This window comes from Actinomadura physcomitrii (assembly GCF_008923205.2).
Taxonomy (GTDB): Bacteria; Actinomycetota; Actinomycetes; order Streptosporangiales; family Streptosporangiaceae; genus Spirillospora; species Spirillospora physcomitrii.
Window position 1 is genome coordinate 268,841 of sequence record NZ_WBMS02000001.1, and the last position, 24,013, is coordinate 292,853.

The window sequence follows — 24,013 nt, forward strand, 5'->3', positions numbered from 1 at the left end:
CCAGCCCGCCGTAACGCTGCTGGGCCTCGCGCAGCAGGCGCAGCGCCCGGTCGTCACCGGCCTCGTGATGCTCCCGCAGTTGGGAACGGAGAATCTCGTTCCCAGGATCAGCCGAGACGTCGAACGGCTGATGGGTGGCATAAGAGTTGAGGAAGCGCCGCGCACGGGGAGTCAGCCGACCCGGGTCATCGAGTATGTGCCGTATCGACTCATCCTGACACGATCAGGTGCGGCTCTGGAGCGACTCTAGCGGGCCCCGCTCGCCTGATAGGAGCCTCATTCCCAGCTCAGCGCTCCCTGCAAGAGACCCGCACTTCCCCTGAACGAGATGCGAGGTCCGCTGCTGTGATGCGTGCCGCTTAGGCTCCCGGGGCGGGCCCTTGGGTCAGCTTGGCGACCGCCTGCTGACGTGAGAGCAGCTCGATCGACCGGCGTGGAGGCTTCCAGGGGCCGTCGGCTTCGATCAGGTGCGTCGGGCCGTAGGCCCAAGGACCGGAGATGAGTGCGGTCAGGTTCGGTTTCCGCTGGGCCTGAAGGGTGTGGTGGACGACATCGGCGTCTTGGCGGGGTGTCGCGAACCAGGCCAGAGTCGGAGCCTGGTCGGGCTTTGCGCCTGCGCTACCGATCGGCACCGGATCGGTCCTGGACTCGATGTGTTCGATGGCGTCCTCGAGTGCTTCGGCCGAGTAGATACGGGATTCGAGAGCCTCCTCGAGGTCACGTGCGGCCGCACCGCCGAAGAGGCGGTAGAGGTCCGCGTATTCGATGACGACTTGCGCAACGCCGGCAGGGCACGCGATCGCCTCGACGAACGCGGCTCGCTCGAAGCCTTCGGCCCCCGGGCCGACCAGGCCTGCTCCTTGCGGAGCACCGAAGAGCTTGATCAGAAGATCATTCGTCTTTGTCGTCTGTGGCCTGTGGACGGCACGATGCTGAAGGAGGGCGCGGAAGCGGCTCTGAGACGTTCGTGATGACAGTCCGTTTGGAATGGATGGTCTTCTGGCGGGGATCAGCCGCGGTCGGCGGTGCTTCGCGAGGTCCCGGTCGGCCAGGCGGTCACCCTGACTGCCGGTCGGCGTGGAATCGTTCGTCATGCTCGCTCCCGGTCGGTTGTTGGCGCTGACAGGGCAGATGAAACCGGATAACCGCAGGTCACGGGCATGAGCAAAACTCGTCGTGGTCGCAATTGACCAGCGCGGACGGAGGCTCTTCAGGGGGCTGGACGCTTGGAGTCCAAGCGAGGATGGGCCCTGGCGCCTGCATGGAGCGGCGTGGCGACTTCTGCTCGTTGACGCGAAACACTCACCCGCCAGGTCATGTCACTCTTACGCTTCGAGTCGCTACTCTCTGCGATCGGAGGTGATCGAGTGAGCTCTGAGGTGGAGCAGCAAGCGACACGGTTGTTGAAAGGCGTCGTACCGGACGAACTACTCGCCTCGTACACACGCTTGCTCGCGGAGGGGTCCTGCCCGCGCGACGAGGCGCCGGATCTGCTCGGCGGAATCGGGCAGGTCGAGGCGCTGACGAGATCGGGGATGGCGCACGTCAGTTCGTCCGGGCCGGCCTTGCCGCAGCGGCTTGTGCCCGTCCCGCCCGACCTTGCGCTGCAAGGCACGCTCGCGGAACTGACGCGCCGGCTGGTGGCCGATCAGGAGCGTCTGCTGGACGGGCAGCGTCGCATGGCCGAGACGCACCCGTGGACGAGTTCGGCGGTCACCGAGTCCGCAGACCGTCTCGTCCGGATCATCACGGACCGGGAAGAGATCAGCACAGTCTCCCGAGCCCTGATCAGCGCGGCCCGGCACGACTGGATGACTTTGGACAACCAGTCCGTCGAGCGGCCGATGGACGAGCTGACCGCGGTGCCGCCTCCGCCGTCCTTTGACGGCCACGTTCGGTGCCGGGCGATCTACGAGAGCGGTTGCGCGGAGCATCCCGTCGGCCTCAAGACGATTGAGATCGCTGTCGAGGCAGGGGAGGAGGCTCGACTGCTACCGCGAATCGGCATGAAGATGAAGCTCGCCGACGAGTCGATCGCGATGCTGCCGCTGACCCCGACCGGGATGTCCGGCGCGCTGCTGATCCGCTCCTCGGTCATCGCCGGAGCGCTGCGCGAGTACTTCGAGATGCTGTGGGAACGCGCGGTCCCGCTCGGGGCCGCCAGCGCCGAGAGCCCGCTGAGCGACAAGGAGCAAAAGGTCCTCAGCCTGCTCGTCGAAGGCGTCCCGGACGCCATCATCGCCAGGCGGACGGGAATGGGACTGTCCACGGTGCGGCGGCACTCGGCGACCATCCGCGCGAAACTCGGCCACAACAACCACCACTTCGCCGCTGGAGTCGCCGCCGTCCGCCGCGGCTGGATCAAGTGACCCCCATAAACCCTGGAAAGGTCGCCATGCCCGGCTACCGGGACTTCGTGCCCCGACAAGGCTTCCAACCGACCCTGGCGCTGTCTCCGGACGCGCGCACGGTGGCCTATGCCGGCAATGCCGGTGGGCACTTCGATCTGTGGACCGTCGCGGTCGGCGGCGGCGAGCCTCGGCAGCTGACTCGGTTGGTCGATCAGGCCGTCCGGCGGATCGCGTGGGCGCCGGACGGCAAGAGCCTGGTGTTCGCCGCCGACCGTGAGGGCGATGAGCAGTACCGGCTGTACCGCATCGGGTTGGACGACGAAGGCCCCATCGAGATCAGTTCGGGACGCGATTGCCAGCGCGTTCTGGCGACCTCGCCGTTCGACGCCGCTGGCCGTTTTCTGGTCTACGCCGCCAATGACCGTGACGCCACCGTCCAGGACGTCCTGATCCGGGACCTGGCCGAGGAGTCTGAGCGGCGTATCCAGCCGCCGGCGGGAGTGGTGTTCGAGCCGGTCGGGATCTCGCCGGACGGGCGGTGGCTGCTGGCCGGGGGTTTTCGTTCCAACAGTCAGGTGGACGCCTACCTGATCGACCTCCAGGACGCGGCGGCCGAACCGGTGTGCGTCACTACCGAGCATGGGGACGGGTTCTTCGAGCCCGCCGTGTGGGCAGCAGACTCGTCCGGCTTCTACCTGCGCACGGACTTGTGGGGCGAGTACACCTCGGCTGCCTTCTACCGTCTCACCACCCGAGAGCTAGAAACGGTCACCCGTCACGATTGGGACGTCGAGCACATCGACGTCGCCGGCGACACGCTCGTGTGGTCGGTCAACGAGGACGGCCGGTCCGTCCTTCATGCTCGTCAGGGCCGGGACGTGCTGCAACTTCCTTCTATGCCACCGGGCGTGATCGCAGCTCTAGCGATCGCCCCCGCAGCCGAGCCGATCGTCGTCCTCTTCGATACCGCCACCCGGCCTGCCGAAATTGCAGCCCTGGATCCGGCAGAGGAATTTCGGTACCTCACCGACGCCCGCCCGCCCGCGCTTAGGGTTTTCGAACCGGTTGAGCCGGAGCCTGTCGTCTATCCGGCATCGGCGGGACGAAGCGTGCACGCTCTTGTGTACCGGCCGACGTCTCCGGGCCCTCACCCGGTTCTGCTGTCGATTCACGGCGGCCCCGAAGCACAAGAGCGACCCATGTATCTGCGCTCGGGCCTGTACCAGCACCTGGTGAGCCGAGGCATCGCTGTCTTTGCACCCAACATCGCTGGGTCCACCGGATACGGGAAAGCGCACCAGAAGCTCATCTACCGCGACTGGGGCGGCCCCGACCTCGACGACCTCGCCCACGCCGCCCGCTACTTGCAAGCCGACCCTGGAATCGACGGTGACCGCATCGCCGTGATGGGTGGCTCCTATGGCGGCTTCGCAGCACTCTCGTGCCTGGCGAGGCTGCCGCACAACTGGGCCGCCGGGGTCTCGCTGTGCGGACCGACCAATCTTGTCACTCTTGCTCGCGCGTGCCCCCCGACCTGGAAGAACTTCGTTGCCACCGTCCTCGGTGACCCCGAAACCCACGCCGAGTACCTGACACGGCGCTCACCGATCACCTACGCCGACTCCATCACAGCACCGGTGTTCGTCCTGCAAGGCGCACGCGATCCCCGGGTCCCTCGTTCAGAAGCCGACCGATTCGTTGCCCGCCTGCGCGAGCACGGCGTCGATGTCCGCTACGACGTCTTCGAAGACGAAGGCCACGGCTTCACTAACCGTGAGAACGAACTACGAGCCTACGAAGAGATCGCGCAGTTTCTCTGCAGCCACCTCTTGTAGATAACCACCTGTCACCACGCCAATTTCCCCACTGTTTCTCGTCAAGAGCAAGGAAAGGAAGCGGTGTATATATAGCTCCGCCGGCTACCGTTCTGCAGTGCTCAAACTCCTGTCGCCCTTGGCTTTGTTCAAGGATCCGGATATAGCGCCGCTGTTCATCGCGCGCCTCGTCTCCAGCGCCGGTGTCGGGTTCGGCGAACTGGCTCTGGCCTGGGGAGTCTTGGGCCTCGGATACGGCCCCGGCGGGCTCTCCCTCGTCCTTGCCTGCAACTCGCTTCCTGCACTGCTCATCATCTTCACCGGCGTCGCCGGGGACCGCTTCCGGCGCCACCACATCCTCGTCGCCGCCGAGGCCATCACCTGTGTTGCATGGTTGGCTCTCGGTATCTGCATCCTGACCAAGCAAGCACCGCTTCCGCTGCTCTGCACGCTGGGATTCCTGTCGGGCATCGCCACAGCGATGTTCCTGCCGACGATCCGGGGAATTGTCGCCGACCTGGTGGCCGGCGACGGGCGGCTCGGCGGCAACGCGATCATCAACCAGACCGAATCGATCGGCCTGCTCATCGGTCTCGCTTCATCCGGGATGGTCGTTACCGCCCTCGGCCCTGGGTGGGCGGCGTCCACGCGAGGAATCCTGTGCGCGGTCAGCGCGCTGCTCCTGGGCCGCCTCCGCACACCGCGCTGGCAGCAAGCCCGCCGCGGCGTCCTGCGTGACCTGCGCATCGGCTGGCACGAATTCACTGCGCACCGCTGGGTCTGGATCATGACGCTGCAGTACACCGTCGTGATCATCGCGATGGTCTGCTACGACTCGATCGCCGGTCCGGTCTACATGGCCCATGGCCATGGCGGCGCGCGAGCGTGGGGCATCGTCTCCGCCTGCGAGTACACCGGTGCCCTGGTCGGTGCCTTCATCGGCGCCCGCTGGAAACCGTCGCGGCTTATCCTCACCGCCGCGGCACTTCCCGCCGCCGGGGCGATCCCCATGCTCCTCATGGGCGTCGAGACCCCGTGGATTCTTCTGGCGGGCGCCGCCGTGCTCCCCGGAGCGTGCGAAGCGATCTACTACGTGCTCTGGACGACTGCGCTCCAGGACACCTTCGCCCCCGACGTCCTCGTCCGCGTGAACAGCTGGAACATCATCGCCAGCTACGCCTTGATGCCCGTCACCCTCCTGACCGCCGGCCCCTTGGTCGAGCGCCTCGGCCCCCAGCCCACCGTCCTCTGCGCGAGCGTGATCACCGTCCTCGCAACCGGCTGCTCCCTCCTGATCCTGCACCTCCAGGCCGTCTCGTCCTCTACACGTGCGGCTCTGCCCCTGTCAGCTCCGGCGTACGTCGATTCACCGCCCCACGGTGATTGACGCCGGCGCAAGCGACGGCGGAGCGCCACGCCGAGCGTGAGAGTGGCGCCAGCCCGTCACCTCCTGCAGTATGGAGCGCAAACGACCTCACACGTTTCTAGGTCGTCCCTTGTCATCCACAGAGAGGAAGTCTGCATGGCCCCTGTGACAACGAACCGGAGGACCTCATGGTCGATCACGAGACCCCCACGAACGAGCGCACGGAACTTCTCGCGGGCGAGCTGCATGAACGCGCTCGCGCGCTCAACAACCTGACCCAAGGGCCGCCCGGTCTGACGAGACCTGAGACCGCCTACAGGATCCTCGGCGACCTGGCCAAGACCGCGTTCCGACTCGTCGGGACGGCCGAGCAGCTGGACGCCTTCCTCAACCGAGAACTCGACGCCGGACGGCTCCTGCACTATCGCGGCGACGACCCGGTCCCGACCGTCCTGATAGCGCACGATGCGCTCGCCAAGGCCGGCGAGCAGTCCATGAACCTCGGCGAGTCCTTCCGCCAGGCCCAGGCTGCGCTCTCCGGCATCCACGGGCCCGAGACCGAGCCGGGAGCACTGCAGCACACCCACGACGAGAGCCAGACGTTGCCTGACGAGCAGGCCGAGGGTGTCGCGTCCGACATCCGGCCGGCGGCCAGAGACTTCCCGCACGGCATCGGCGACGTGTTGTCCGGCCCGCCCGCGGCCCCATCCTCGCCGGATCCTCGTCCGCACCCCAAGCCACCGCATCCACGTCGGGAGCTGTAACCCGCGTAACTGCAAGGCCATGTCGGCGCATCAAGCTGGCCCCTGCTCCTGGCGGCTGCCCTGACGCGCGGACCTCCCCCAGCGAACGGAAGGCGAGTCGTTCGAGGGTGTCGAAGGCGACGCCCTCGGACGCTCCCCTCGCCGGGTCGGCGAGGGGAGACAGGTCCGCACCGGCCTCTGCTCGCGCAGGGCAAGAAATGGACTTCCTAAGGATGTCTCTGCTGACCAAGCGCGGTCAGCAGCGAGGTAGACGGATCGGGCGCGATCCGGAGTGAAGGAGCTGATGACACAAGACCGAACGAACCGGACACCGAAAACGGCGACACGACGCAACCGAAGGACGCTGCACAGCCCTCGACGAAACCGGGCGTTGTTCATCGCGCTATCGGATGAGGAGTACGCCTCGCTGGCGAAAGCCGCCGCGAACGAGAAGCTGGCGGCGGGCGCATGGGCGGCGATGACGCTTCTGGCCGCGGCGGAGGGGAAGAGGCGCGCGGATTCACATGAACTGCGGGAAGTGCTGCAGGAGGTGCTGCACGCACGCGCACAGGCACAGCGGATCGGGGTCAACCTCAACCAGGCGGTCGCCGCCTGGAACTCAGGGGAACTGTCTCCGACGCTGTGCTGGTATGCCCGGGCCGCGGCGCAGACGGTCCGCAAGCTCGATGATCTGGCCGACGAGCTGAGGAGCCGGCTGCCATGACGACACCGGCGTCGCTACCAGCGGCGAGTCCTACCAGGTGATCGGGAAGGTACTGCGCGGCGTCCGGGTCCAGGGGCTGCTCCGCTACCTCTATGGCCCGGGCGCCAACGGCGAGCATCGCGACCCGCACATCGTCGCCGGCTTCGATGACCCGACCGATCTAGAACCACCGACGGGACCTGACGGCCGCGACTTTCGCCGCCTGGACGGCCTACTGACCCAACCGCTCGCGCTGCTCGGTGAGCGCAACTACCGCAAGCCCGTCTGGCACTGCGCCGTCCGAGCCGCCCCCGAGGACCCGATCCTGACCGATGCCCAGTGGGCGCAGGTCGCGACCGAGATCATGCACCGGACGGGCCTCGCCCCCGATGGGGATCTCGAGGCCGTCCGCTGGATCGCCGTTCGCCACGCCGACGACCATGTCCACATCGTCGCGACGCTTGCCCGCTCGGACGGCATCCGTCCGGAGGTGTGGAACGACGGGTACCGGGTCCGGGACGCCTGCCGGGCGGTGGAGCAGCGCTACGGCCTGCGGTCGACGGCCCCGGCGGACCGGACGGCCGCCCGCCGTCCCAAGCGCGGCGAGACCGAGAAGGCCGTCCGCCGCGGCCAGGCGGTGCCGTCCCGTACGCTCCTGCACCGCACCGTCCAGACGGCCGCAGCCGGAGCCCGCAGCGAAGAAGAGTTCTTCGACCGCCTCACAACCGAGGGCGTCCTGGTCCGGCGGCGGTACAGCCAGCGGACGACCGGCCAGGTCACCGGGTACGCGGTAGCCCTGGCCGGCGACGTCAACGCCGAAGGCCAGCCGGTCTGGTACGGCGGCGGCAAACTCGCCGCCGACCTCACCTTGCCCCGGCTCCGCCGCCGCTGGACAAACGCGGACGGCTCTGTCCGCGCGCCGTCCGCTGCCGGTCCGCTGGACGGACGGCACCTGTCCGCGCGGACAAAACGCGTCCTGCTACGGACAACCGTCCGCCGCGCCGCGGACAAGTCCAGGACGACCGCCGAGTTCATGCGGCGGCTCCAAGACGACGGCCTCTGGGTGAAGCCCCGATACAGCCGGCTCGATCCCGGCCAGATCACCGGCTACGCCGTCGCGTTCCCCACCGAGCACCACAGCGACGAGCCAGCCTGGATCCCCGGCAGCCGCCTCGCCGCCGGCCTCTCGCTGTCCCGCCTCCAGCAGCGCTGGTCAACAGGCACCGCTCACCCCGAGCCGCCCCTCGAGCACGACGACCTGACGCAGGAAGAGCGGCAAGCCATATACGACGATGCAGCCCGCGCCGCCGCCCATGCCACCGCGGAGATCCGCCGGCATCTGGCCACCAACCCGTACGCGGCGCAAGACGCCTGCTGGGCGGCGTCCGATGCCCTTCACGCCGCCGCCCAGGCCACCGGCAACCATCACCTGCGCCGCGCAGCCGACGCCTACGACCGCGCAGCCCGCGCGCCCTACGGGCGCATCCCGCGGCCGACGCCTGCCGGTGACGCCCTGCGCACCACGGCGCGGCTTCTCGCGATCACAGGCTCGCTCAGAAACCGGACGGCAGTGACCAGCATGATGCTCGTCGCGAACCTCATCGCCTTGCTCGACACCATCGCCGAGCTCCGCTGGCTCCAGCAGCGCCAAGCCCAGGCCGACGCCGCCCGGAGAGCAGCCGTTCACGTCCGCGAAGCGAGATCCGCCGCGGGCACCCCCATGCCCCGACAGAGCGAACCGACGGCCACGCCCTCGCAGGTGAGCCTGGCCATGGCCGGCTTCCCAATGCCGTGGGCTCCAATGACCCCCGCCGCCAGACCAGCACAAACGGGGCCCGTTCGCCCCGTCCGGAACAGAAAGGGGCTCTGAACGAGAGTGAGGCCTGACGAAGGGATTGCGAGCCAGAGGGCCGGTGCGGCGAGGTCAGCGATCTGGCCGGTCGCGCGGTCGCGGTATCGGTGCGTCCGCTGGCGCACCGTGAACCGGCTCGGCACCCGCCGATGTGGGGCGCCCCTACCTCAGGAGAGGGGAGTGGTGAGGTAGGGGCGCCCGGATCAGGGATTGCTTCCCGATCTGGTCAGCACCGGGAATTGAAGGATTCCCGGCGCCCGTGGGTGATCAGTTCTGGAAGCGCCACCTCTCGTAGCCGTTGCTCTTGCTGCAGACGGAGGTGTAGACGGCGCCCTTGTTGCCGTCGAGGCACCGGCCGGTGGCGGCGTCCTTCAGCATCCAGGTGCTGCTGAGGGGAGTGCGGCTTCGCCACCAGGACTGGTAGGCGCCGCCGTTGCAGGCTCGGGCGTAGACCTGGCCGGCGGCGTTGCTGTCGAGGCAGACGTTGTGGTCGTCGTGCAGGCGGATGGTTCCGTCCTTGTCGGGCATGTCCCACCGCTGCGCGGACTTCGGACCGCAGCTGCCTTCGAGGGTCACGGAGGCGCCGTTCACGTGCAGGCAGGTGTTGTCCTGTACGTGGATGATTTGCACGAATCCCTCTTCGGCGACGGCGTGCGGGGCGGCCAGGCCGGACACTGAAGCGGCGGCGACGCCGCACGCGAACAGCGCGATGCTGCGTTTCATGATCGTGTGCTCCATTCCAGTTCTCTCGCGGTTGTGATGACGGGCTCCGTCGGTCGACTGTGGATCGCATTGCGTCTCGATCCGTCGGACCACGGGCGGCAAGAACTCCGTCCTTGCGTCGCCCACTGGCCCTTCGACTTTCTCGGCCCGACTGAAACTCTGCGGCCTTGGCGATAGATTCACCAGTGTTTGCCTGTTGCGCGGCTCCCACGCAAAAGGAAAAGCGACCAAATGGACGAAACGACGGGTGAATCGACCGACTTTGGGTCGATTCTGCGCGAAATGCGCCAACGGCGCGGTATGACGCTTACGCAGCTAAGCAAAGAGGTGCATTACAGCATCGGTCACCTCAGCAGGGTCGAACGAGGCAAAGCCTCTCCGACGCCGAAGATCGCCGAAGCGTGTGATCGCATCTTGAAGGCCGATGGGCAGCTTGCCGCTCTGGTTCCCGCTGATCCGCAAGAGCTGGGCTGTCCCTATCCAGGCCTGGCTCCATTCGGTCGGCGGGACGCGGATCTGTTCTTCGGCCGCGACAGGGCGGTTGCCGATCTGGTGACGGAGTTGGCCGACCGTACCGGGCGAGGTGGCCCGCTGCTGGTAACCGGGCGGTCAGGCGCGGGCAAGTCGTCGGTGCTGCGGGCGGGACTGGTACCCGCTCTTGCACGGGGCGCGCTCCCGGCGCCTCGTTCCAGGGACTGGCCGGTGGAGATCTGCACGCCGGGCGCGGACCCGCTGGGCGTGCTAACCGCCCTGCTCAACCGCCATACCGGAGCAGCACAAGAGGCGATCGTCGAGGCCTTGCGCCGCCCACCGGCCTCGGTCCCACCACCACGGGGGAACGCACTCCAGCCGGGCGACGCAGCGGTGCCGGGCCCAGAACTGGTGGTGATCGTCGACCAGTTCGAGGAGGTGTTCGCGCTTTGCTCGAACGAAGAGGACCGCGCGATCTTCATCGCAGCGCTGTGCGCGATGGCCGGTCCGGCTCCAGTGGACGGGCTGCCGCGAGCGCTGGTCGTTCTGGGAATGCGAGCCGACTTCTATCCGCGTTGTCTGTCCTACGCCGGGCTCACCGACGCGCTGAAACACGGACACTACGTACTGCGCGACATGTCGGTGACCGAACTGGAGAAGGCGATCACAGGCCCGGCGGATGCCATGGAGCTGTCTCTGGAGCCTGGCCTGGTAAAGGTGCTCTTCCGAGATTTGGGCGTCACGGCCTGGCATGAGTCCCGGCCGGATGAGCCGGTGCCGGCTTCGCTGCCGATGCTCGCCCACGCGTTGCGCGTGACCTGGCAGCAGCGCAACGATCAGAAGCTCACCCTGACCGGCTACCAGGCCTCCGGTGGCATCAGCGCAGCGATCAAGACCAGCGCCGATAAGGTCTACGCCAGCCTCGACGAGCAGCTTCAAAGCACCGTCCGTCGTCTGTTCCCGCAGTTGGTCGCGATCGGCCCGGGGCCGCAGGAGACGCGGCGCAGGGTGCCCCTGGACCGGCTCGTAGAGTACGTCCCCTCTCGAGAGACCGCGCTGGAGGTGATCGAGAGGTTCACCGCCGCGCGCCTGCTCACAGTGGATGGCGCCACAGTCGAGATCACCCATGAGGCCCTCTTGCACGAGTGGACTCAACTGCGCAACTGGATCGACACCGACCGAGAACGTTTGAAGTTTGATCAGCTCGTCGGAGAAGCCGCGAGCACATGGGAGCGAGAGGGACACGATCCAGGGCTGCTGCTGCGCGGGGAACGGCTGAACAAGGCGCTAGCGGCCGCCGCGACCGCACCCGCTGAGGGCATCGACGCACCCAGCAGCGGGCGCGACAGCCTGCAACGCCGGTTTCTAGCCGAGTCAGCCCGGAAGAGAGATGAGGAGGAAGGGCTTCAACGCGCACATGAGCACCGAAAACGGCGCTTGATCTGGATGCTGGCGATCACGGTGCCGGTCATCCTGGTGGTATCGGGCTATCTCATCTTGCTACTCCGGGACCGCGCCGCGATGAGACAACTCAGTGAGGCGACCGACCTGGCGGTCCGCGCCAACGCCGACTCTTTCGACCGGCCCGACAAGGCTTGGAAGGAGGCCGTGAGCGCGTACCGCAAGCGCGACACGGCGGCCACACGAAGCGCGCTGCTGAGCACCCAAGCCCAACCGCTGGTGGCCAGGTGGCAGGCCGGTTACGCCCAGGCCGCCGGCGTCAGTTTCAGCCCGGACGGCTCGCTCGCGGCGACCGGCGATCTGGATGGCACGCTTCGGCTGTGGCGGCTCAAAGGCAGGGCCCGGGTACGTTCGGAACACATGCCGTATGGGATCACCGCGGTCGCATTCGGCGGACGCACCTCCTCCGGAACCGCTCTCGCCGTCGCCTACGGTCCCGCCGTCTCGATCTTCCAGATCGGTCCGGACGGAACGATCACCAGCGAAGCGAAACACACCTTCAACGTAACAACCGTTCTGGCTCTCTCCTGGGACGGCGACCGCCGACGTCTGGCGGTCAGCGGGACCGGCGGCCTGGTCGCCACCTGGGCGGGCGGAACCACCAAGCCACAGATCCTGCACGGAGGGGGCGCCAAGGTATACGCAGTGGCCTTCGATCCGCACTCCGATCTTGTGGCCGCCGGTGATGACACCGGTCACCTGACCTTGTGGGACGCCACCACCGGCAAACGCGCGGCCACGCAGCCACCTCTTGCCGACAGCGGCGTCATGGGCGTGGCTTTCAGCCCGGACGGCGCCACCCTGGCGTTCAGCTTACAGGCTGGCCAGGTGCAGTTTTTCAATACGGGCACCGGCCGGATCGAGGGTCGAACCGCGATACCAGAGGGAGCCGGGGCCCTCGCCTATAGAGATGATGGGCGTCTGCTGGCAGTCGTAAGCGGGCGCACCGCCCAACTGATCGACGTCCAGGGGCACCGACAGGTATTCACCCTTGGTGGCCACCTCCAAGGTGTCCGGGCTGTTGCGTTCCAGCCGGGCGGGCGCCTGGCTGCCACAGCCAGCGACGACGGCGCGGTCACGGTGTGGAGAACGCTCGCCCCTGCGTTTCTTCCCCAACCCTCCGCAAGCCTGCACGCTCTGGCGGTCGATCACACGGGATCTCTCATAGCCACCGGTGGGGACGCTAGAATCGTTTACCTTACCGACCCGCGCCACCCCGACAACCCGGCAACACCCCTGTCGCCGCACCTTCCCGACGGTATCTGGAACGTGGCCTTCAGCCCGGACGGGAAACGTCTCGCCGCAGTGGTCTATGGCCATAAGCAGGTATGGATCTGGGACGTCGCATCCAGAACCCTGCTCTCCGACGCCCGCGTCCACACCGACACGGTGTGGTGCGTCGTGTTCGACCCGCGCCGGCACTTCGTGGCGACGGCCGGAGACGACCAACAGATCATTATTCACGACTACGCGATGCACAAGGTACTAAAAAGGCTTAAGACGACACCGGGACAGTCCAAGGGAAACATCGAAGCCCTCAATGTCAGCGACGACGGCCGGTGGCTGGCCGCCGCGGAGTATGGGGGCACCGTCCACGTCTACCGAACCAGCGACTGGCAGGAAGAATACCGATTCCAAGACGGCCGCAGCGTCATTCACCGGCTGGCTTTCAACCCGGCCGGCACCCTGCTGGCCATCGCTTCCACTGACGGCAGCATCCGGCTCTGGGATCGCCGCAGTAACAAACTCACCCGTGCTCTGCCCTCCGGTCACAACAGCGCCGTTAACGGCCTGGCCTTCAGCAAAGATGGTCTCCACCTCGCTGGCAGCGGCGACGACCGAACGATTCGCATCTGGGACATGCGCCACAGGCGCTTTGAATTAGCGCTCAGCGGCATCCCCGAAGCCATTGACTCCGTGGCCTTCACACCCGACGATCATTTGATCAGCGCATCCAACGACGGCGTCCTACGACTCTGGACGATCAGTCCGACCGATCTTCTGCACCACCCGCTTCAAGCCATAGGCGCCGAGCAGAACGGGAATCCGCACTGACTTGGCCGTTCGGCGTATACCTGCGGCCTTGATCCGTCCGGCGCCACACCGACGTCCATCCTCCGGAGCTGCTGACTGCGTCGACACCCTGGCGCTTCAAAGGCCTGACGGGCGAGGTAGTGGTCGGCGCCGTCGACGGACGTGCCGACCGGAAGCTTGATCGCCTCGGCGGCGCTCAGCTCGATGTTAAGCAGCAGCCTCACTGCCGCGGCGTCCACTGGTGGACCTCGGCGCCGGCCATCAGGCCGGGCGCGTCCTCCCAGGTGTCGGGCCTCGACGCAGGTGGTTGATCGTAGGCCACCGTCGACACGCCGGGTACTTACTGTAGTTGATCGACGACGTTGTGTGTTGCATCGTTTCTACTCACTGACTTTGGTTGACGGAGCTGTGGCTCGTCAACCACCGGCCGACGGGGGAGCGATGGGAACGCTGGTAGCGGTCGAGCAGAGAGAGCTGGCGGTGCGGCGGGAGCGCCTGCTGCGGCTGCACTTCGAGCTCAAGCGGCTGGGCGCCTCGACGAGGGTGCGCCGGCCGCGCCATGGGCGATGGCGGTTGAGGGTCCGCTGCGATGGCTGGTCGGAGACCGTCATGTGCGCGGGAGCGGACGGCGCGTACGTCTATGTCACGGCGCACGGGCGGGTGCTCGGGACGGCGAGCGAGGTCCGGCACGTCGCGCGGCTGCTGATCTGGATGGTGGGGCGGCGGAAGCGGTGACCATCTTCAGACGACGGAGCCGTCGAGGGTTCGCGCTGGAAGAACCACCGGTGGCCTCGGTAGAAGCATCGACCGGAGGGATGCATGGCCGCGTCGTTCAGGTCGTGGTGGTCCTGGTCGCTCCGCTGATCGCGGCTCTTGCCGTGCTCGGCGGGGTCGGCTCGTTCACCACGGTGCGGCAGCTGGCCGAACCGCACTTCAAGGGCTTGGCGTGGATCGTTCCAGTCGGCATGGACCTGGGCATCTCGATCCTGCTGGCCTGGGATCTGCTGCTGGAGTACCTGGACCTGCCGTGGCCGGTGCTGCGGTGGGTCGCGTGGGCCTACATCGGCGGCACGGTGCTGGTGAACGTGTCCGCCGCGCAGGGTCAGCTGGCCGGCAGCGTGATGTACGCGGCGATGCCGGTGCTGTTCATCACGGTGGTGGAGGGCGTCCGGCACCTGATCCGCCGGTGGGTAGGGCTGGCGTCCGGGCGCCGGGTGGAGCGGGTGCCGGCGGCTCGTTGGCTGCTCGCGCCGGTTTCCAGCCTGCTGCTGTGGCGGCGGATGGTTCTGTGGCACGTCACCGCTTACCAGGACGGGCTGAAGCTGGAGTACCGGCATCTGCTGGCGGTATCGCGGCTGCAGGAGGAGTACGGGCGGTGGGCCTGGCGCTGGGATGCGCCGCTGGCCGACCGGCTCGCGCTGCGCCGGATGCCGACCGGTAGCGGCGCGGACGGCGCTCTCGAGGACGGCACGTTCAGCGCCGTCGAGCAGGCTCTCGGTGAGGACGAGCTGTTGGTGGCCGCGCGGCGTGTTCAGCGGGAGGCGCGGCGGCGAGGCGTCCGGGTCACCCGCAACTACCTCGGTGACCGGCTGCGAGAGCTGGGGTACCCGATCGGTACCGCCCGGCTGCAGCAGCTCTTGACCGTCCTGCGCAACGACTCGGCTCAGGGTGGTGGCGAATGACCAGGCCCTTGTCACCTGAGCAGGAGGAGACCGGTTCGGAGGAGAAGCGGCAGCGCCAGCTGGACTTCCTGGGTGGGATCGCCGAGTACGGGGTGGCGGCTCTGCTCGACGGGCGCCTCGGCTGGGCGGCGTGGCTCGAGCAGGCGAGCCGGCACGGCCGCTACGGGTTCACCAACACGCTGCTGATCCCGGCGCAGCGGCCCACGGCCACCGACGTCCGTTCTTACGACGACTGGCTGAAGCTGGGACGGCAGGTCCGGCGTGGCGAGACCAGCATCTGCATCCTGTCCCGCTCGGGTAAGCCGCGTCCGGTCTTCGACGTCGAGCAGACCGATGGCGCGGCGATCGAGGATGCCGTTCCTGTTCCGACGGCCACGGGTCTGACGAGGCTGGGCCGGCTGACTGCCGACCTCGGCGTCTACCTGGATCGGGGGCAGGGCTGGACGTACCTGGGAGACCCCGAGCGGCGGCTGTCGATCGCGCCCGAGCTTGACGACCTGGAGGCGGCCACGCTTCTGGCCCACCAGCTCGCGCACCTTCTCGACGTCCAGGGACGACTGGATGCGTCGAACCTGGACCGCGAGCCATGCCACGGGGCCAGGCGCGCCTTCGCCGAGTCGGTCGCTTTCCTGCTGCTGGCAGAGGTCGGGCTGCCGACCGGGCATCTGTCGTTCTCGGCTCCGCGCAGCTGGGCGGGCGCCGACGAGCGAGTCAATGCGGCGGGAGCCGTCCGGCTGGTCGGGGAGCAGGTGGTTCGGACTGCCTCGCGGTTGCGGTTCCGGCTCAGCAAGCTGCAGCCCGTCGATCCTGCCGCTTCCTTTCCGGCGGGCCGAACTCTGGGGATGGAGGCCGTCTCATCGAGGCCGTCGAAGAAGCCGCCAGCGGCGGAAGGCTCGCGCGATGAGTTGCTTGCTGCGATCGAGGACGCGCATCGCTTCTTCGTCGCCAACCTCGCCGGAAGCTGGGGCGCCTCCTATCTGGCCCGCCGAGGCTTCACTGCGGAGCTCCAGGCGCGGTGGCAGGTCGGGCATGCGCTCCGGTCACGCCGGACGCTCGTCGAGCACCTTCGCCGGCGCGGGCACGAGGATGAGGCGATCGTGGCCGCCGGTCTGGGCAAGCGCGGACGTGACGGCGAGCTGATCGACGTCTTCCGTGACCGGGTCGTGCTGCCGTTGCGCAACGGCGACGGCGCGGTCATCGGATTCGTCGGCCGGAGACAGGACGGCTCCGCAGGCCCCAAATACCTCAACACGCCAGACACGGTCCTGTTCCACAAGCGGGAGGTGCTCTTCGGCCTGCACGAGGTCGGCAACCGGCTCGCCGCCCAGGGCGTCCGTCCGCTGCTGGTCGAGGGCCCGTTGGACGCGATCGCGGTCAACACCGTCATGCCGGACACCTATGCCGCCGTCGCCACCTGCGGAACCGCTATCAGCCCAGCCCATCTGGACGCGCTGATCCGTCACACCGACCTCGGCACCTGCGGCCTGGTCATCGCACTCGACGGGGACGCGGCCGGACGGGGCGGAGCCGTCCGGGCTTGGCGCTACCTGAGCGAGGTCGCCGGGCCGGTCGAAACCGTCCGGCTCCCCGTAGACCGGGACCCCGCCGACCTGCTCGGCGATCCGGGCGGCACGGACGTCGAGACGGCGTTGCGGTCGACGGTTCCGCTGGCTGACCTGGTCGTTGATGAGAAACTGGAGCGAGCTGGACGAACGCTGGAGTTCGCCGAGAACCGGCTGGCCGCCGTCCGCGCCGCCGCGACCGTCATCGCCGGCCTGCCCCCAGACCAGGCCGCCAGACAGGTCGCCCGCGTCGCCTCCCGCGCCCAGTGCGCACCGGCCGAGGTCACGGCCGCCGTGATGTCCGCGATCACCCGCGACCCGCCCCCGGAGCCGGCACCGCACGACTCCCCCTCGCTCCCCGATCTCCCGTCCCCTCCGCCTTCACGTGAAGCACCAGCGGCGACGCGAGCACCACGAGCACGCCGCACCAAATAGCCGAGCCAGGAGACACATCATGACCAACCAGCACCCGGACCCGATCACCGAAGGCTTCTCGCACGGCGGCGAGCGCATGATTCAGATCATCGCGATGGCGGCCGCCCTCAAACAGAGCTACGCACACCGCGCCGCCCGGTTACGAGCCGCCGAGCTGGCGCGGGACGCGGCGGCCGAACGCACGGAATCCGCGGCCCAGCAGGCAGCGTTCGCCGAGGCCCGCTCACGGTGGGTACGGGTCCACGACCGTCAATGGCTCCAGCAGGCCGGGCTCCTGCACGTCGCCGAGGCATGGGGAGCCGCCGTCCCCTACACCGCCACCAGCTCGTCGGCGGCCGCGGCCGTCCGCAAGTGCGAATCCCGGCTCCGCGACCTGCACCCGCACGCGATGAGCCACTACGACCGAGCCCGCACCGACGGCATGGAACCCCTCGACGCGATGCGCAGGGCCGCCCCGTTCTTCACCCGCGACCCCAACGTCCGCACCGGCGAGCCCGCGACCCCGCGGCCGGCGCTCGCCGAAGGCACCGGCGCCGAGTGGGCCGCCACGATCTACGGCCCCCACCGCAGCGACTGGGAGAACGCTCGCCTGCAGCAACGCGCCCACCAGATCGCCGACCATCACCGCGAACGCCAACTCGGCCCCGACGAGATGCGAACCGTCCTGGAGGCCACCACCAACCTGCCGGGCGAGGTGATCGCCAAGGTCGCCCCGGTCGCCTACGGCACGCAGGCGCGGCTGGCCGCCGAAGGCTTCCCCTTCACCATCGACCAGGCCCTGGAGATCAGCGCCAAGCGGCCCTTCGAACCACCGGCCGCGCGCAAGGCCGCAACGCAGACACCCGACCGGAACCGGCGCCGCAACCTCTGACGACAACAAGGGGGAACCGTATGTCCGACGAATTCCTCGTGGACGCGATCTGGACGCTGACCATCGTCACCGTCTTCGTGGTCCTCGCCGTCTTGCCGACCTTCATCGCCCTCGTCCGCGGCGCGGACGAAATCCTGCTCATCATGCTGGTCAACGCCCTGTGCTGCGCCACCGTCATCGGCTGGCCGATCGCGTTGATCATGGCCCTCAAGTGGCCTCGCAAGCACCCGCGCCCGACCAAGGCCCCAGCCCCTCACCGGCCACCGCCGTCCCCCGAACGCCACGACACCCGCAAGGTGATCCAGGTTCACGTGGAAGAGCCATGACCAGGGAAGAGATAGCTGGGCGGCGGCGAGGGCGCTTCACTGCCCATGGACGTCTACAACAACGGCAGGTTCCCACGCTCCTGGCCGGCGCGACGCTCACCGTGCTGGTCGGAGTGCCGAGCTGGGCCGGGTTCGCCGTACCCGCCCGGGCAGAGCCGAGCCCTGGCTGCCCGCCGCTCAACCCCATCGCGAAGCAGTACGTCGACCGCAAGAAGGTCTGCCGCCGCGCCCGCCAAGAAGTAATGCACAGCATCGAAACCGGCAAGGATCCCGACTGGGATTACGTCTTCCGCGATTCAGTTCCGGCCAAGCACACCAAACGGCACCGGCCCGCGAGCCACGGCCACCACGAGACCTCCGGACGCGGCTCCCGACCACAGCCAAGAAGTAGACCGAAGCCGTCCGCAAGCCCGAGCCCCGCTCCCGGGCGGTCCCGCACGCCGACCCGTCCCATGTCCGAGCAGCCGCAACTTCGCAAGAGCGTTACCGGCTCACCGTCCACGGCACCGTCCAACCGCACCGCCATCCCTCACCGTTCACGGACGGAGAAGAGAGGGCCACTCAATACGTACGGACGCGCAGCAGTCCTTCTCCTTCTCGCCGTGCTCGGCAGCGTAGCGATCTGGAGAGGCAAGGCCTTGCGAGCACAGCCCGTCAAGAGACGGCCCCATCACCGAAGACCACCCTCCGCTATAGAGCCCATGCCGCCCAGCCGCCAGCCGGGCGGCGCCGCTCCTCACGATCCCCTCGACTGGGGTGGCGCCTTCCTGGCGGGACCAAGAGCGGAAGACGCCGTCCGACACCTGGTCATGAGCACCCTCACCCACCAGCGCGAGCACGTCGTCGAGCTGGTGCTCACCCGTCCGGACGCCCGCCGGCTGCTCGGCATCGCGGCAGGCGATCTGCAAGACGAGCGCGTCCCAGGCTTGACCCTCACCGATGACGACCAGGAGGCGTACGCTCACCTGCGCCGTCTCGGCCTCTCGCGCCGCCTCCTCGTCACCTACGACGACGGAGACGACCACCCGCACATCCAGCCGCGGCACGACGAACGTACGGCCGTACTGACTGTCGCGACCTCGTCCCACCCGTCTACGCAGATCTCAGCCAACGGCGACATCAGGCCACGCCCGCCCTCCAGCCCCACCACCTCGGAGCCTCACAAACGAGCGCCGCTGCTCTCCGGACCCGACGCCCTCGACCAGCTGATGGCCCTACCGACTCTCGCCAGAAGGCAACGCTCGCAGCAGCCTCCGCGCGGCACGAGCCGGCCGTGTCCTTGAGGTGGTCAGAAATCGGGCTCGGGCCTGCGACGGAGGGCTTGCTCGGCCGCGTTCCGGTACCGCTCTTGCGGGCTCGGACGGTGGCACGGGTCGCGCGGGTCGGTGGGATCGCTGGGTGGGCGCGTGCCTGCGGCAAGGCGATGGCGCGGGACCTTGCTGTAGTCCTGGCCGGGGATGGGAGCGACCTCGGCGCCGGGCACGCGCGCATGCCGCCCGGTGTAGCCATCGGGGTTCATCTCGATCCAGAGGATTCTGGCCCACCATGACCGGTCCGGGTGGCGCTCCCAGCCGAGCAGGAACGCCGGGCCGTCGATGGCACGGTAGGTGACGGCAGGCGGCACCCGCACCTCAGCAACCCGGAATGTCGAACATGTGTTCTATTATGTCCCTGACGTCCAACTCGCTTGTGCCGTGGCCGGAAAAGTCACCGGGATGAGCGCGGCGAGAGGGGATGGGGCACTGGAGCGGATCCGGCGGCCCGCGCCGGAGGTGAGAGGAGCGCGGCTGTGACCATCAAGCTTCATGACTTCGACGGCGAGCACTCGCTGACGTTGGACGTCGGTGGCCTGGGGGCTGACGTTGCAGTGGCCGACGCAGGCCACGAGCCGAACGGGTACTTCTGGGAAGGTCTCGTGCTGTTCGCCTGGCCGGACATCGCCGAGAAGCTCGACTTCAACAGCGAGGCCGGCATGTTCTGCGCTGTCGGGACTCCAAGGGACCTCGCGCAACTCAAGACGGCCCTTGAGTCGGTCATCGCTAGCCCCGACGCGGTACGCGGCATCATCGTCCGGGCGGAGACCTCGGGCTTCGAGTTCGACGACTAGTGCTGCATCAGGCGGAGTCTGCCTTGTTGTGACAGCTACTGAGTGCCCTCCTGGGCGGGTGTCTTGTCAGGGTGCTCAGGTGGCCGCTCCTCCGGGAGGAGACCCCATTCGCGGTGGCCATCGAGGAAGGCTCTGAGCTGATCCATGGCTGCGGTCGGCGGCGCTGGGAGGTCGTCAGGCCGGGCCTCGAAACAACGCAGGAGGTCCTCAGCCAGGTGGTCATCCAGGACGGGCACGCAGTAGCGATCGATCGTCCCGCGCCAGAACAGCCAATCGAAGATCCGGCGGGCGGGGCACCTACCGCTTTGCGGCTCGTCCGGCTCGTGCTCCTCAGTCCACGCGCCCACGTACAGGTAGTCAGCCCTCAGGAGCGCGGCATCGAGTACCGGGGTGGGATCACCCTTGCCATTCCAGTACGTGCGCGTCTCGGCTGCTGGGACGGTCTCGTCGAGCGCCGCGAGCCAGAGGTGGAAGAGGTGGGGCACGAGAGAAGCGTCCCACTCGGGCGCCTGCCGTACAGCAGCGAAGCACGGCAACTGGCGCGGCCGAGAATGCCCACGCGAGATTTCGACGAGGCAAACGTTGCCTGCTGCGCACAGCAGCTCCACCGTGCTGAGCGCACGCATGTGCGCCCAGGTCTCACGACAGGTCGAGTTCACCTCGGCTGACACGCTCGGCCAGGTCCCGCCACGCTTCGCGGCCGAAGAAGAGCTTGGGCCCTTCGGGGATCTTGGAATCGCGGACGGCGACTCCTCCGGTGCTGTTGGCGACCTCGACGCAGTCGCTTCCAGTGCTACTGCTCCGACTGGCCTTGCGCCAGCGTGCCTTCGGTAGGTCAGCGTGAAGGCTCATCGGACTGCTGGCACTCCTCGACGACGCGCGCTCAGGCGATGTCGAACTCACCGCTGCCGACCCGGTCGGCCAAGGCACGCCACGCGTCGCTGTCGATGAACAGCTTGGGGCCGTCAGGATTCTTGGAGTCGCGGACGGCGACCAGCCCACGGAGGCGGGCAACTTCGACGCAGTCACTGCCGGTGCTGTTGCTTCGGCTGGCCTTGCGCCAGTGAGCCGTCGATAGGTCATTGTGAGGGCTCATCGGATTTCTGATACTCCTCGGCGATGTCGGCGATCAGCGCCATCGAGTCCTGCTCGGCCAGCGCTTGCCGGCGAAGACGGTCAAACCTCACATTACAACGGCTGACCTGTTCGACATCCTCGAGGTAGATCTCGTTGCCCATGTCCTCCAGGTAGACGATGTCGGGGTGGAAATCATCCACAAAGCGCAGGATGACGAAAGCGCCGTCCATGCAGGCATGCGCCCCCTCAGCCATCGGCATGATCTGGATGCTCACGTTCGGTTTGCCGGCCAGGGTGAGCAGAGCGTCGAGCTGATGGAACATGATCTTCGCGTCACCGACTGGGCGCCGTAGAGCCGCCTCGTCCAGGACGACTCTGTAGAAGGGTGCGTCCTTGCGTTCGAGGATGGTCTTGCGGGCCATGCGCGCCTGGAGTCGCCGCAGGTGAACGTCCTCGGGGTCGTCAGGAGTGCCGATACGGATGAGGGCGAGGGCGTAGTCGCTGGTCTGGAGCAGACCTGGGATGCACTGCACCTGCCAACTGCAGATTTCGGCGGCATCGTCCTCGAGCTCGGCGAATGATCCGGTGAGGACGTCGTTGAACGCCGACCACCAGCCGCGCTTGCGGATGTCCCGTGCGAGCTGCATGAGCGCGAGCTTGACGGCTTCGTCGCCCCCGTAGAGGTCGAACATCGCCTCGACGTCGGAGGGCCTCGGGCGGGTCTTGGCAGTCTCGAACCGCACGAGTTTCGGCCTGCTCCACCCCAGCGCGGCGGCGGCACTCTCCATCGAGAGTCCAGAAGTCTCACGTACGCGGCGGAGCTGCCGGGCGAGGCGGCGGTGCCTGACCGTTGGACTCTGTGCGTTCGACATGTCGCTCAGTGTGGCACGTCGCTCTCGACTGCACGGCCGAGAACGACGAATCCGTTCAGCAGGAATTTGAACAAGTACATGGACAGCGACCGGCATCGAGGTCAGTATGAGTAGCGAACACATCACTGAACGTGGCGAAGGGGATGCCTGCACCAAGCGGTAGCCGGGAGGCAGCCGCAGCAGAGGGCTTCGACCGGCAGGTCGAGCCGGTCCCGAGCGGTGTTGCAGCACCGCTCGGGACCTTGATCGGACACCGGAGGTCCAACCCATGCACGATCGTAGGGACGCGACCGTCCTCGATGCGAGCCCAACTACCATCCGATGCGCCCCCGGCGGCGCCTCAGTTCAAGTCCAGCCGCAGGGCGTCGCGTTCACGGCGTCGCCAGCGCCTTGGGCGACGGCCCAATCCGATCCCGAGAGCGCCCTCGCCGAACTCAGCGCTCAGTTTCCCCGCGCAACGTGCTGGGTCGGCGAGTACACCGGAAGCTACTGGGCCCTGACCTGCGAAAACGGCACCTTCCTTCTCCTTGAAGGGGCCACGCCCGACGCCCTGAGGCACCAACTGCTGGCCCTCGGCCGTCCGACGCGACGGCACCAGCCGTCTTCACTCGGCAACCCGCTCCAGTCCTCCGCACCCGCGCCGCTCCCGCGACCGGCCGCGCCGGCCACGTCCGCTCGCCGGCCTTTCCGACGGCGTCGCCGGACTCGCGGCCGTCACTGCCTGGCCGGGACGCGCCACCGGGGCGGACGATGCTGACCGGCAGGCCGGCCGACATCACGACCGGCGGAGCCTGCGCCTTCCAGCTCCCCCGCGACCCCAGCGCCGCCTCCCGAGCACGCTCCCTCATCGCCGCGACGATGCGCGACCTCGGCTTCGCCACCGACACGATCGACGACGCCAAGCTCGCAGTGTCGGAACTGGCCACCAACGCCCACACGCACGCCTCCTCGGCGACGCGTCCCGAGCTGTGGGTCTGGGCGCGCACCCATCCGGCCCGGGAGCTGGTGGTCTCGGTCTTCGACGCCCACCGCGACACCTGGCCGGTCTCCGGCAACGCCGACCTGCTCGACGAGCACGGCAAAGGCCTGTCCATCGTCGCGGCCCTGGCCACCCGTACCGGTTCGCACTTTACCCGCTCCCGCCTGAACACCACGTCCGGCAAGTGCGTCTGGTTCACCCTCCCCCTGCCCGCGTGCTGGCCGACCACCGCCCACGCGATCGCCCCGAAGCCGGCGTCCGACAACCTCCTGGACGCCCTGCGCAGCCGCGGCATACCCGCCACCGGCTGCAGCGATGACCGCGGCATTTCAGTGCTCACCGTCGCAGCCCTCAATATCTGGGTCGCTCCGACCGGCTTCTCGTGGCGCTGCAGCCGAGGGTACGTACGCCAACCGCTGATCGACCTTCAGGAAACCGCCGAGCGCATCGTCAGCCGCAACGAGACCCGACAGTTCCACCATCAGCCCTGACAGGCCGTACCCGAGCAACAGGACCACCGAGCCCCGGGGGCGCGGCGCACCCTCCCGTCGCCGCGCCCCCGGCCCACGCCCACCACGAGGCCC

At 68.0% G+C, this 24,013-nt stretch carries 22 protein-coding genes; 15 read left to right on the top strand and 7 right to left on the bottom strand.

Translation table 11 applies throughout. The annotated features are described in order from the left end of the window. Window positions 1-359: 359 nt before the first annotated feature. On the bottom strand, window positions 360-1,094 hold the full coding sequence (locus F8568_RS01225; RefSeq protein ID WP_151590250.1) for a hypothetical protein: 735 nt from the start codon (window positions 1,092-1,094) through the stop codon (window positions 360-362). 285 nt (window positions 1,095-1,379) lie between these two features. Between F8568_RS01225 and F8568_RS50115 the strand changes: the two genes are divergently transcribed. From F8568_RS50115 to F8568_RS01255, 6 genes are all read left to right on the top strand, one after another. Further along, the gene (locus tag F8568_RS50115) at window positions 1,380-2,369 is read left to right on the top strand and encodes a LuxR C-terminal-related transcriptional regulator (RefSeq protein WP_160573457.1); all 990 of its coding nucleotides are present in this window, start codon (window positions 1,380-1,382) and stop codon (window positions 2,367-2,369) included. Window positions 2,370-2,395: 26 nt separating this feature from the next. Next, entirely contained in the window at window positions 2,396-4,186 is a 1,791-nt protein-coding gene (locus tag F8568_RS01235) for a S9 family peptidase (protein ID WP_151590254.1), read from the top strand. Between the two features lie 97 nt (window positions 4,187-4,283). Continuing rightward, complete coding sequence (locus tag F8568_RS01240; protein ID WP_160573458.1) at window positions 4,284-5,552, top strand: MFS transporter; 1,269 nt, start codon at window positions 4,284-4,286, stop codon at window positions 5,550-5,552. A gap of 167 nt (window positions 5,553-5,719) precedes the next feature. Then, window positions 5,720-6,295, top strand: coding sequence for a hypothetical protein (locus F8568_RS01245; RefSeq protein ID WP_151590258.1), 576 nt, complete (start codon window positions 5,720-5,722; stop codon window positions 6,293-6,295). Between the two features lie 271 nt (window positions 6,296-6,566). Then, window positions 6,567-6,998, top strand: a complete 432-nt coding sequence (locus tag F8568_RS01250; protein WP_151590260.1) for a hypothetical protein — start codon at window positions 6,567-6,569, stop codon at window positions 6,996-6,998. Between the two features lie 37 nt (window positions 6,999-7,035). Further along, window positions 7,036-8,847 (top strand): relaxase/mobilization nuclease domain-containing protein, encoded by a 1,812-nt coding sequence (locus F8568_RS01255; RefSeq protein WP_151590262.1) that lies wholly within the window; start codon window positions 7,036-7,038, stop codon window positions 8,845-8,847. 249 nt (window positions 8,848-9,096) lie between these two features. Here F8568_RS01255 and F8568_RS01260 read toward each other — a convergent pair whose 3' ends face one another. Continuing rightward, window positions 9,097-9,552 carry an RICIN domain-containing protein gene (locus F8568_RS01260; RefSeq protein WP_160573459.1) on the bottom strand — a complete coding sequence of 152 codons (456 nt, stop codon included), beginning with the start codon at window positions 9,550-9,552 and terminating at the stop codon, window positions 9,097-9,099. Window positions 9,553-9,783: 231 nt separating this feature from the next. Here F8568_RS01260 and F8568_RS01265 point away from each other — a divergent pair, with 231 nt between their 5' ends. From F8568_RS01265 to F8568_RS01295, 7 genes are all read left to right on the top strand, one after another. Continuing rightward, complete coding sequence (locus F8568_RS01265) at window positions 9,784-13,539, top strand: nSTAND1 domain-containing NTPase (RefSeq protein WP_151590266.1); 3,756 nt, start codon at window positions 9,784-9,786, stop codon at window positions 13,537-13,539. A gap of 420 nt (window positions 13,540-13,959) precedes the next feature. After that, on the top strand, window positions 13,960-14,253 hold the full coding sequence (locus F8568_RS01270) for a hypothetical protein (RefSeq protein WP_160573460.1): 294 nt from the start codon (window positions 13,960-13,962) through the stop codon (window positions 14,251-14,253). Between the two features lie 80 nt (window positions 14,254-14,333). Continuing rightward, the gene (locus F8568_RS01275; RefSeq protein ID WP_160573461.1) at window positions 14,334-15,200 is read left to right on the top strand and encodes a DUF2637 domain-containing protein; all 867 of its coding nucleotides are present in this window, start codon (window positions 14,334-14,336) and stop codon (window positions 15,198-15,200) included. Beyond that, a complete protein-coding gene (locus F8568_RS01280; protein ID WP_151590270.1) occupies window positions 15,197-17,197 on the top strand; it encodes a toprim domain-containing protein in 2,001 nt (666 codons plus the stop codon). Before F8568_RS01275 ends, F8568_RS01280 begins: the two co-directional genes overlap by 4 nt. Window positions 17,198-17,216: 19 nt before the next feature. After that, the gene (locus F8568_RS01285) at window positions 17,217-18,068 is read left to right on the top strand and encodes a hypothetical protein (protein ID WP_160573462.1); all 852 of its coding nucleotides are present in this window, start codon (window positions 17,217-17,219) and stop codon (window positions 18,066-18,068) included. A 20-nt stretch (window positions 18,069-18,088) separates the two neighbouring features. Then, on the top strand, window positions 18,089-18,394 hold the full coding sequence (locus F8568_RS01290; protein WP_160573463.1) for a superinfection immunity protein: 306 nt from the start codon (window positions 18,089-18,091) through the stop codon (window positions 18,392-18,394). 809 nt (window positions 18,395-19,203) lie between these two features. After that, window positions 19,204-19,677, top strand: coding sequence for a hypothetical protein (locus F8568_RS01295; RefSeq protein ID WP_151590272.1), 474 nt, complete (start codon window positions 19,204-19,206; stop codon window positions 19,675-19,677). 5 nt (window positions 19,678-19,682) lie between these two features. On the opposite strand, the gene F8568_RS01300 is transcribed toward F8568_RS01295, so the two are convergent. Continuing rightward, window positions 19,683-20,018, bottom strand: coding sequence for a hypothetical protein (locus tag F8568_RS01300; RefSeq protein WP_151590274.1), 336 nt, complete (start codon window positions 20,016-20,018; stop codon window positions 19,683-19,685). A gap of 165 nt (window positions 20,019-20,183) precedes the next feature. Here F8568_RS01300 and F8568_RS01305 point away from each other — a divergent pair, with 165 nt between their 5' ends. Further along, window positions 20,184-20,501: an Imm51 family immunity protein gene (locus tag F8568_RS01305; protein WP_151590276.1), complete on the top strand. Its 318-nt coding sequence runs from the start codon at window positions 20,184-20,186 to the stop codon at window positions 20,499-20,501. A gap of 35 nt (window positions 20,502-20,536) precedes the next feature. Here F8568_RS01305 and F8568_RS01310 read toward each other — a convergent pair whose 3' ends face one another. From F8568_RS01310 to F8568_RS01325, 4 genes are read right to left on the bottom strand one after another with little or no spacing between them, the layout of a single operon-like run. Further along, complete coding sequence (locus tag F8568_RS01310; RefSeq protein WP_151590278.1) at window positions 20,537-21,127, bottom strand: hypothetical protein; 591 nt, start codon at window positions 21,125-21,127, stop codon at window positions 20,537-20,539. 13 nt (window positions 21,128-21,140) lie between these two features. Then, on the bottom strand, window positions 21,141-21,353 hold the full coding sequence (locus tag F8568_RS01315) for a DUF397 domain-containing protein (protein WP_151590280.1): 213 nt from the start codon (window positions 21,351-21,353) through the stop codon (window positions 21,141-21,143). A 31-nt stretch (window positions 21,354-21,384) separates the two neighbouring features. Further along, entirely contained in the window at window positions 21,385-21,597 is a 213-nt protein-coding gene (locus tag F8568_RS01320; RefSeq protein WP_151590282.1) for a DUF397 domain-containing protein, read from the bottom strand. Next, entirely contained in the window at window positions 21,581-22,450 is an 870-nt protein-coding gene (locus tag F8568_RS01325; RefSeq protein ID WP_151590283.1) for a helix-turn-helix domain-containing protein, read from the bottom strand. The genes F8568_RS01320 and F8568_RS01325 overlap by 17 nt, the downstream gene beginning before the upstream one ends. 750 nt (window positions 22,451-23,200) lie before the next feature. Here F8568_RS01325 and F8568_RS01330 point away from each other — a divergent pair. Continuing rightward, complete coding sequence (locus F8568_RS01330; protein WP_151590285.1) at window positions 23,201-23,920, top strand: ATP-binding protein; 720 nt, start codon at window positions 23,201-23,203, stop codon at window positions 23,918-23,920. The last annotated feature ends 93 nt before the right edge of the window (window positions 23,921-24,013 follow it).

What these genes read in the sequence shown, in the direction of transcription:
- F8568_RS01225 (WP_151590250.1), bottom strand. Translation starts at nt 1,094, where the DNA reads ATGACGAACGATTCCACGCCGACCGGCAGTCAGGGTGACCGCCTGGCC.
- F8568_RS01235 (WP_151590254.1), top strand. Translation starts at nt 2,396, where the DNA reads ATGCCCGGCTACCGGGACTTCGTGCCCCGACAAGGCTTCCAACCGACC.
- F8568_RS01245 (WP_151590258.1), top strand. Translation starts at nt 5,720, where the DNA reads ATGGTCGATCACGAGACCCCCACGAACGAGCGCACGGAACTTCTCGCG.
- F8568_RS01260 (WP_160573459.1), bottom strand. Translation starts at nt 9,552, where the DNA reads ATGAAACGCAGCATCGCGCTGTTCGCGTGCGGCGTCGCCGCCGCTTCA.
- F8568_RS01265 (WP_151590266.1), top strand. Translation starts at nt 9,784, where the DNA reads ATGGACGAAACGACGGGTGAATCGACCGACTTTGGGTCGATTCTGCGC.
- F8568_RS01270 (WP_160573460.1), top strand. Translation starts at nt 13,960, where the DNA reads ATGGGAACGCTGGTAGCGGTCGAGCAGAGAGAGCTGGCGGTGCGGCGG.
- F8568_RS01275 (WP_160573461.1), top strand. Translation starts at nt 14,334, where the DNA reads ATGCATGGCCGCGTCGTTCAGGTCGTGGTGGTCCTGGTCGCTCCGCTG.
- F8568_RS01280 (WP_151590270.1), top strand. Translation starts at nt 15,197, where the DNA reads ATGACCAGGCCCTTGTCACCTGAGCAGGAGGAGACCGGTTCGGAGGAG.
- F8568_RS01285 (WP_160573462.1), top strand. Translation starts at nt 17,217, where the DNA reads ATGACCAACCAGCACCCGGACCCGATCACCGAAGGCTTCTCGCACGGC.
- F8568_RS01290 (WP_160573463.1), top strand. Translation starts at nt 18,089, where the DNA reads ATGTCCGACGAATTCCTCGTGGACGCGATCTGGACGCTGACCATCGTC.
- F8568_RS01295 (WP_151590272.1), top strand. Translation starts at nt 19,204, where the DNA reads ATGAGCACCCTCACCCACCAGCGCGAGCACGTCGTCGAGCTGGTGCTC.
- F8568_RS01310 (WP_151590278.1), bottom strand. Translation starts at nt 21,127, where the DNA reads ATGCGTGCGCTCAGCACGGTGGAGCTGCTGTGCGCAGCAGGCAACGTT.
- F8568_RS01315 (WP_151590280.1), bottom strand. Translation starts at nt 21,353, where the DNA reads ATGAGCCTTCACGCTGACCTACCGAAGGCACGCTGGCGCAAGGCCAGT.
- F8568_RS01320 (WP_151590282.1), bottom strand. Translation starts at nt 21,597, where the DNA reads ATGAGCCCTCACAATGACCTATCGACGGCTCACTGGCGCAAGGCCAGC.
- F8568_RS01325 (WP_151590283.1), bottom strand. Translation starts at nt 22,450, where the DNA reads ATGTCGAACGCACAGAGTCCAACGGTCAGGCACCGCCGCCTCGCCCGG.
- F8568_RS01330 (WP_151590285.1), top strand. Translation starts at nt 23,201, where the DNA reads ATGCTGACCGGCAGGCCGGCCGACATCACGACCGGCGGAGCCTGCGCC.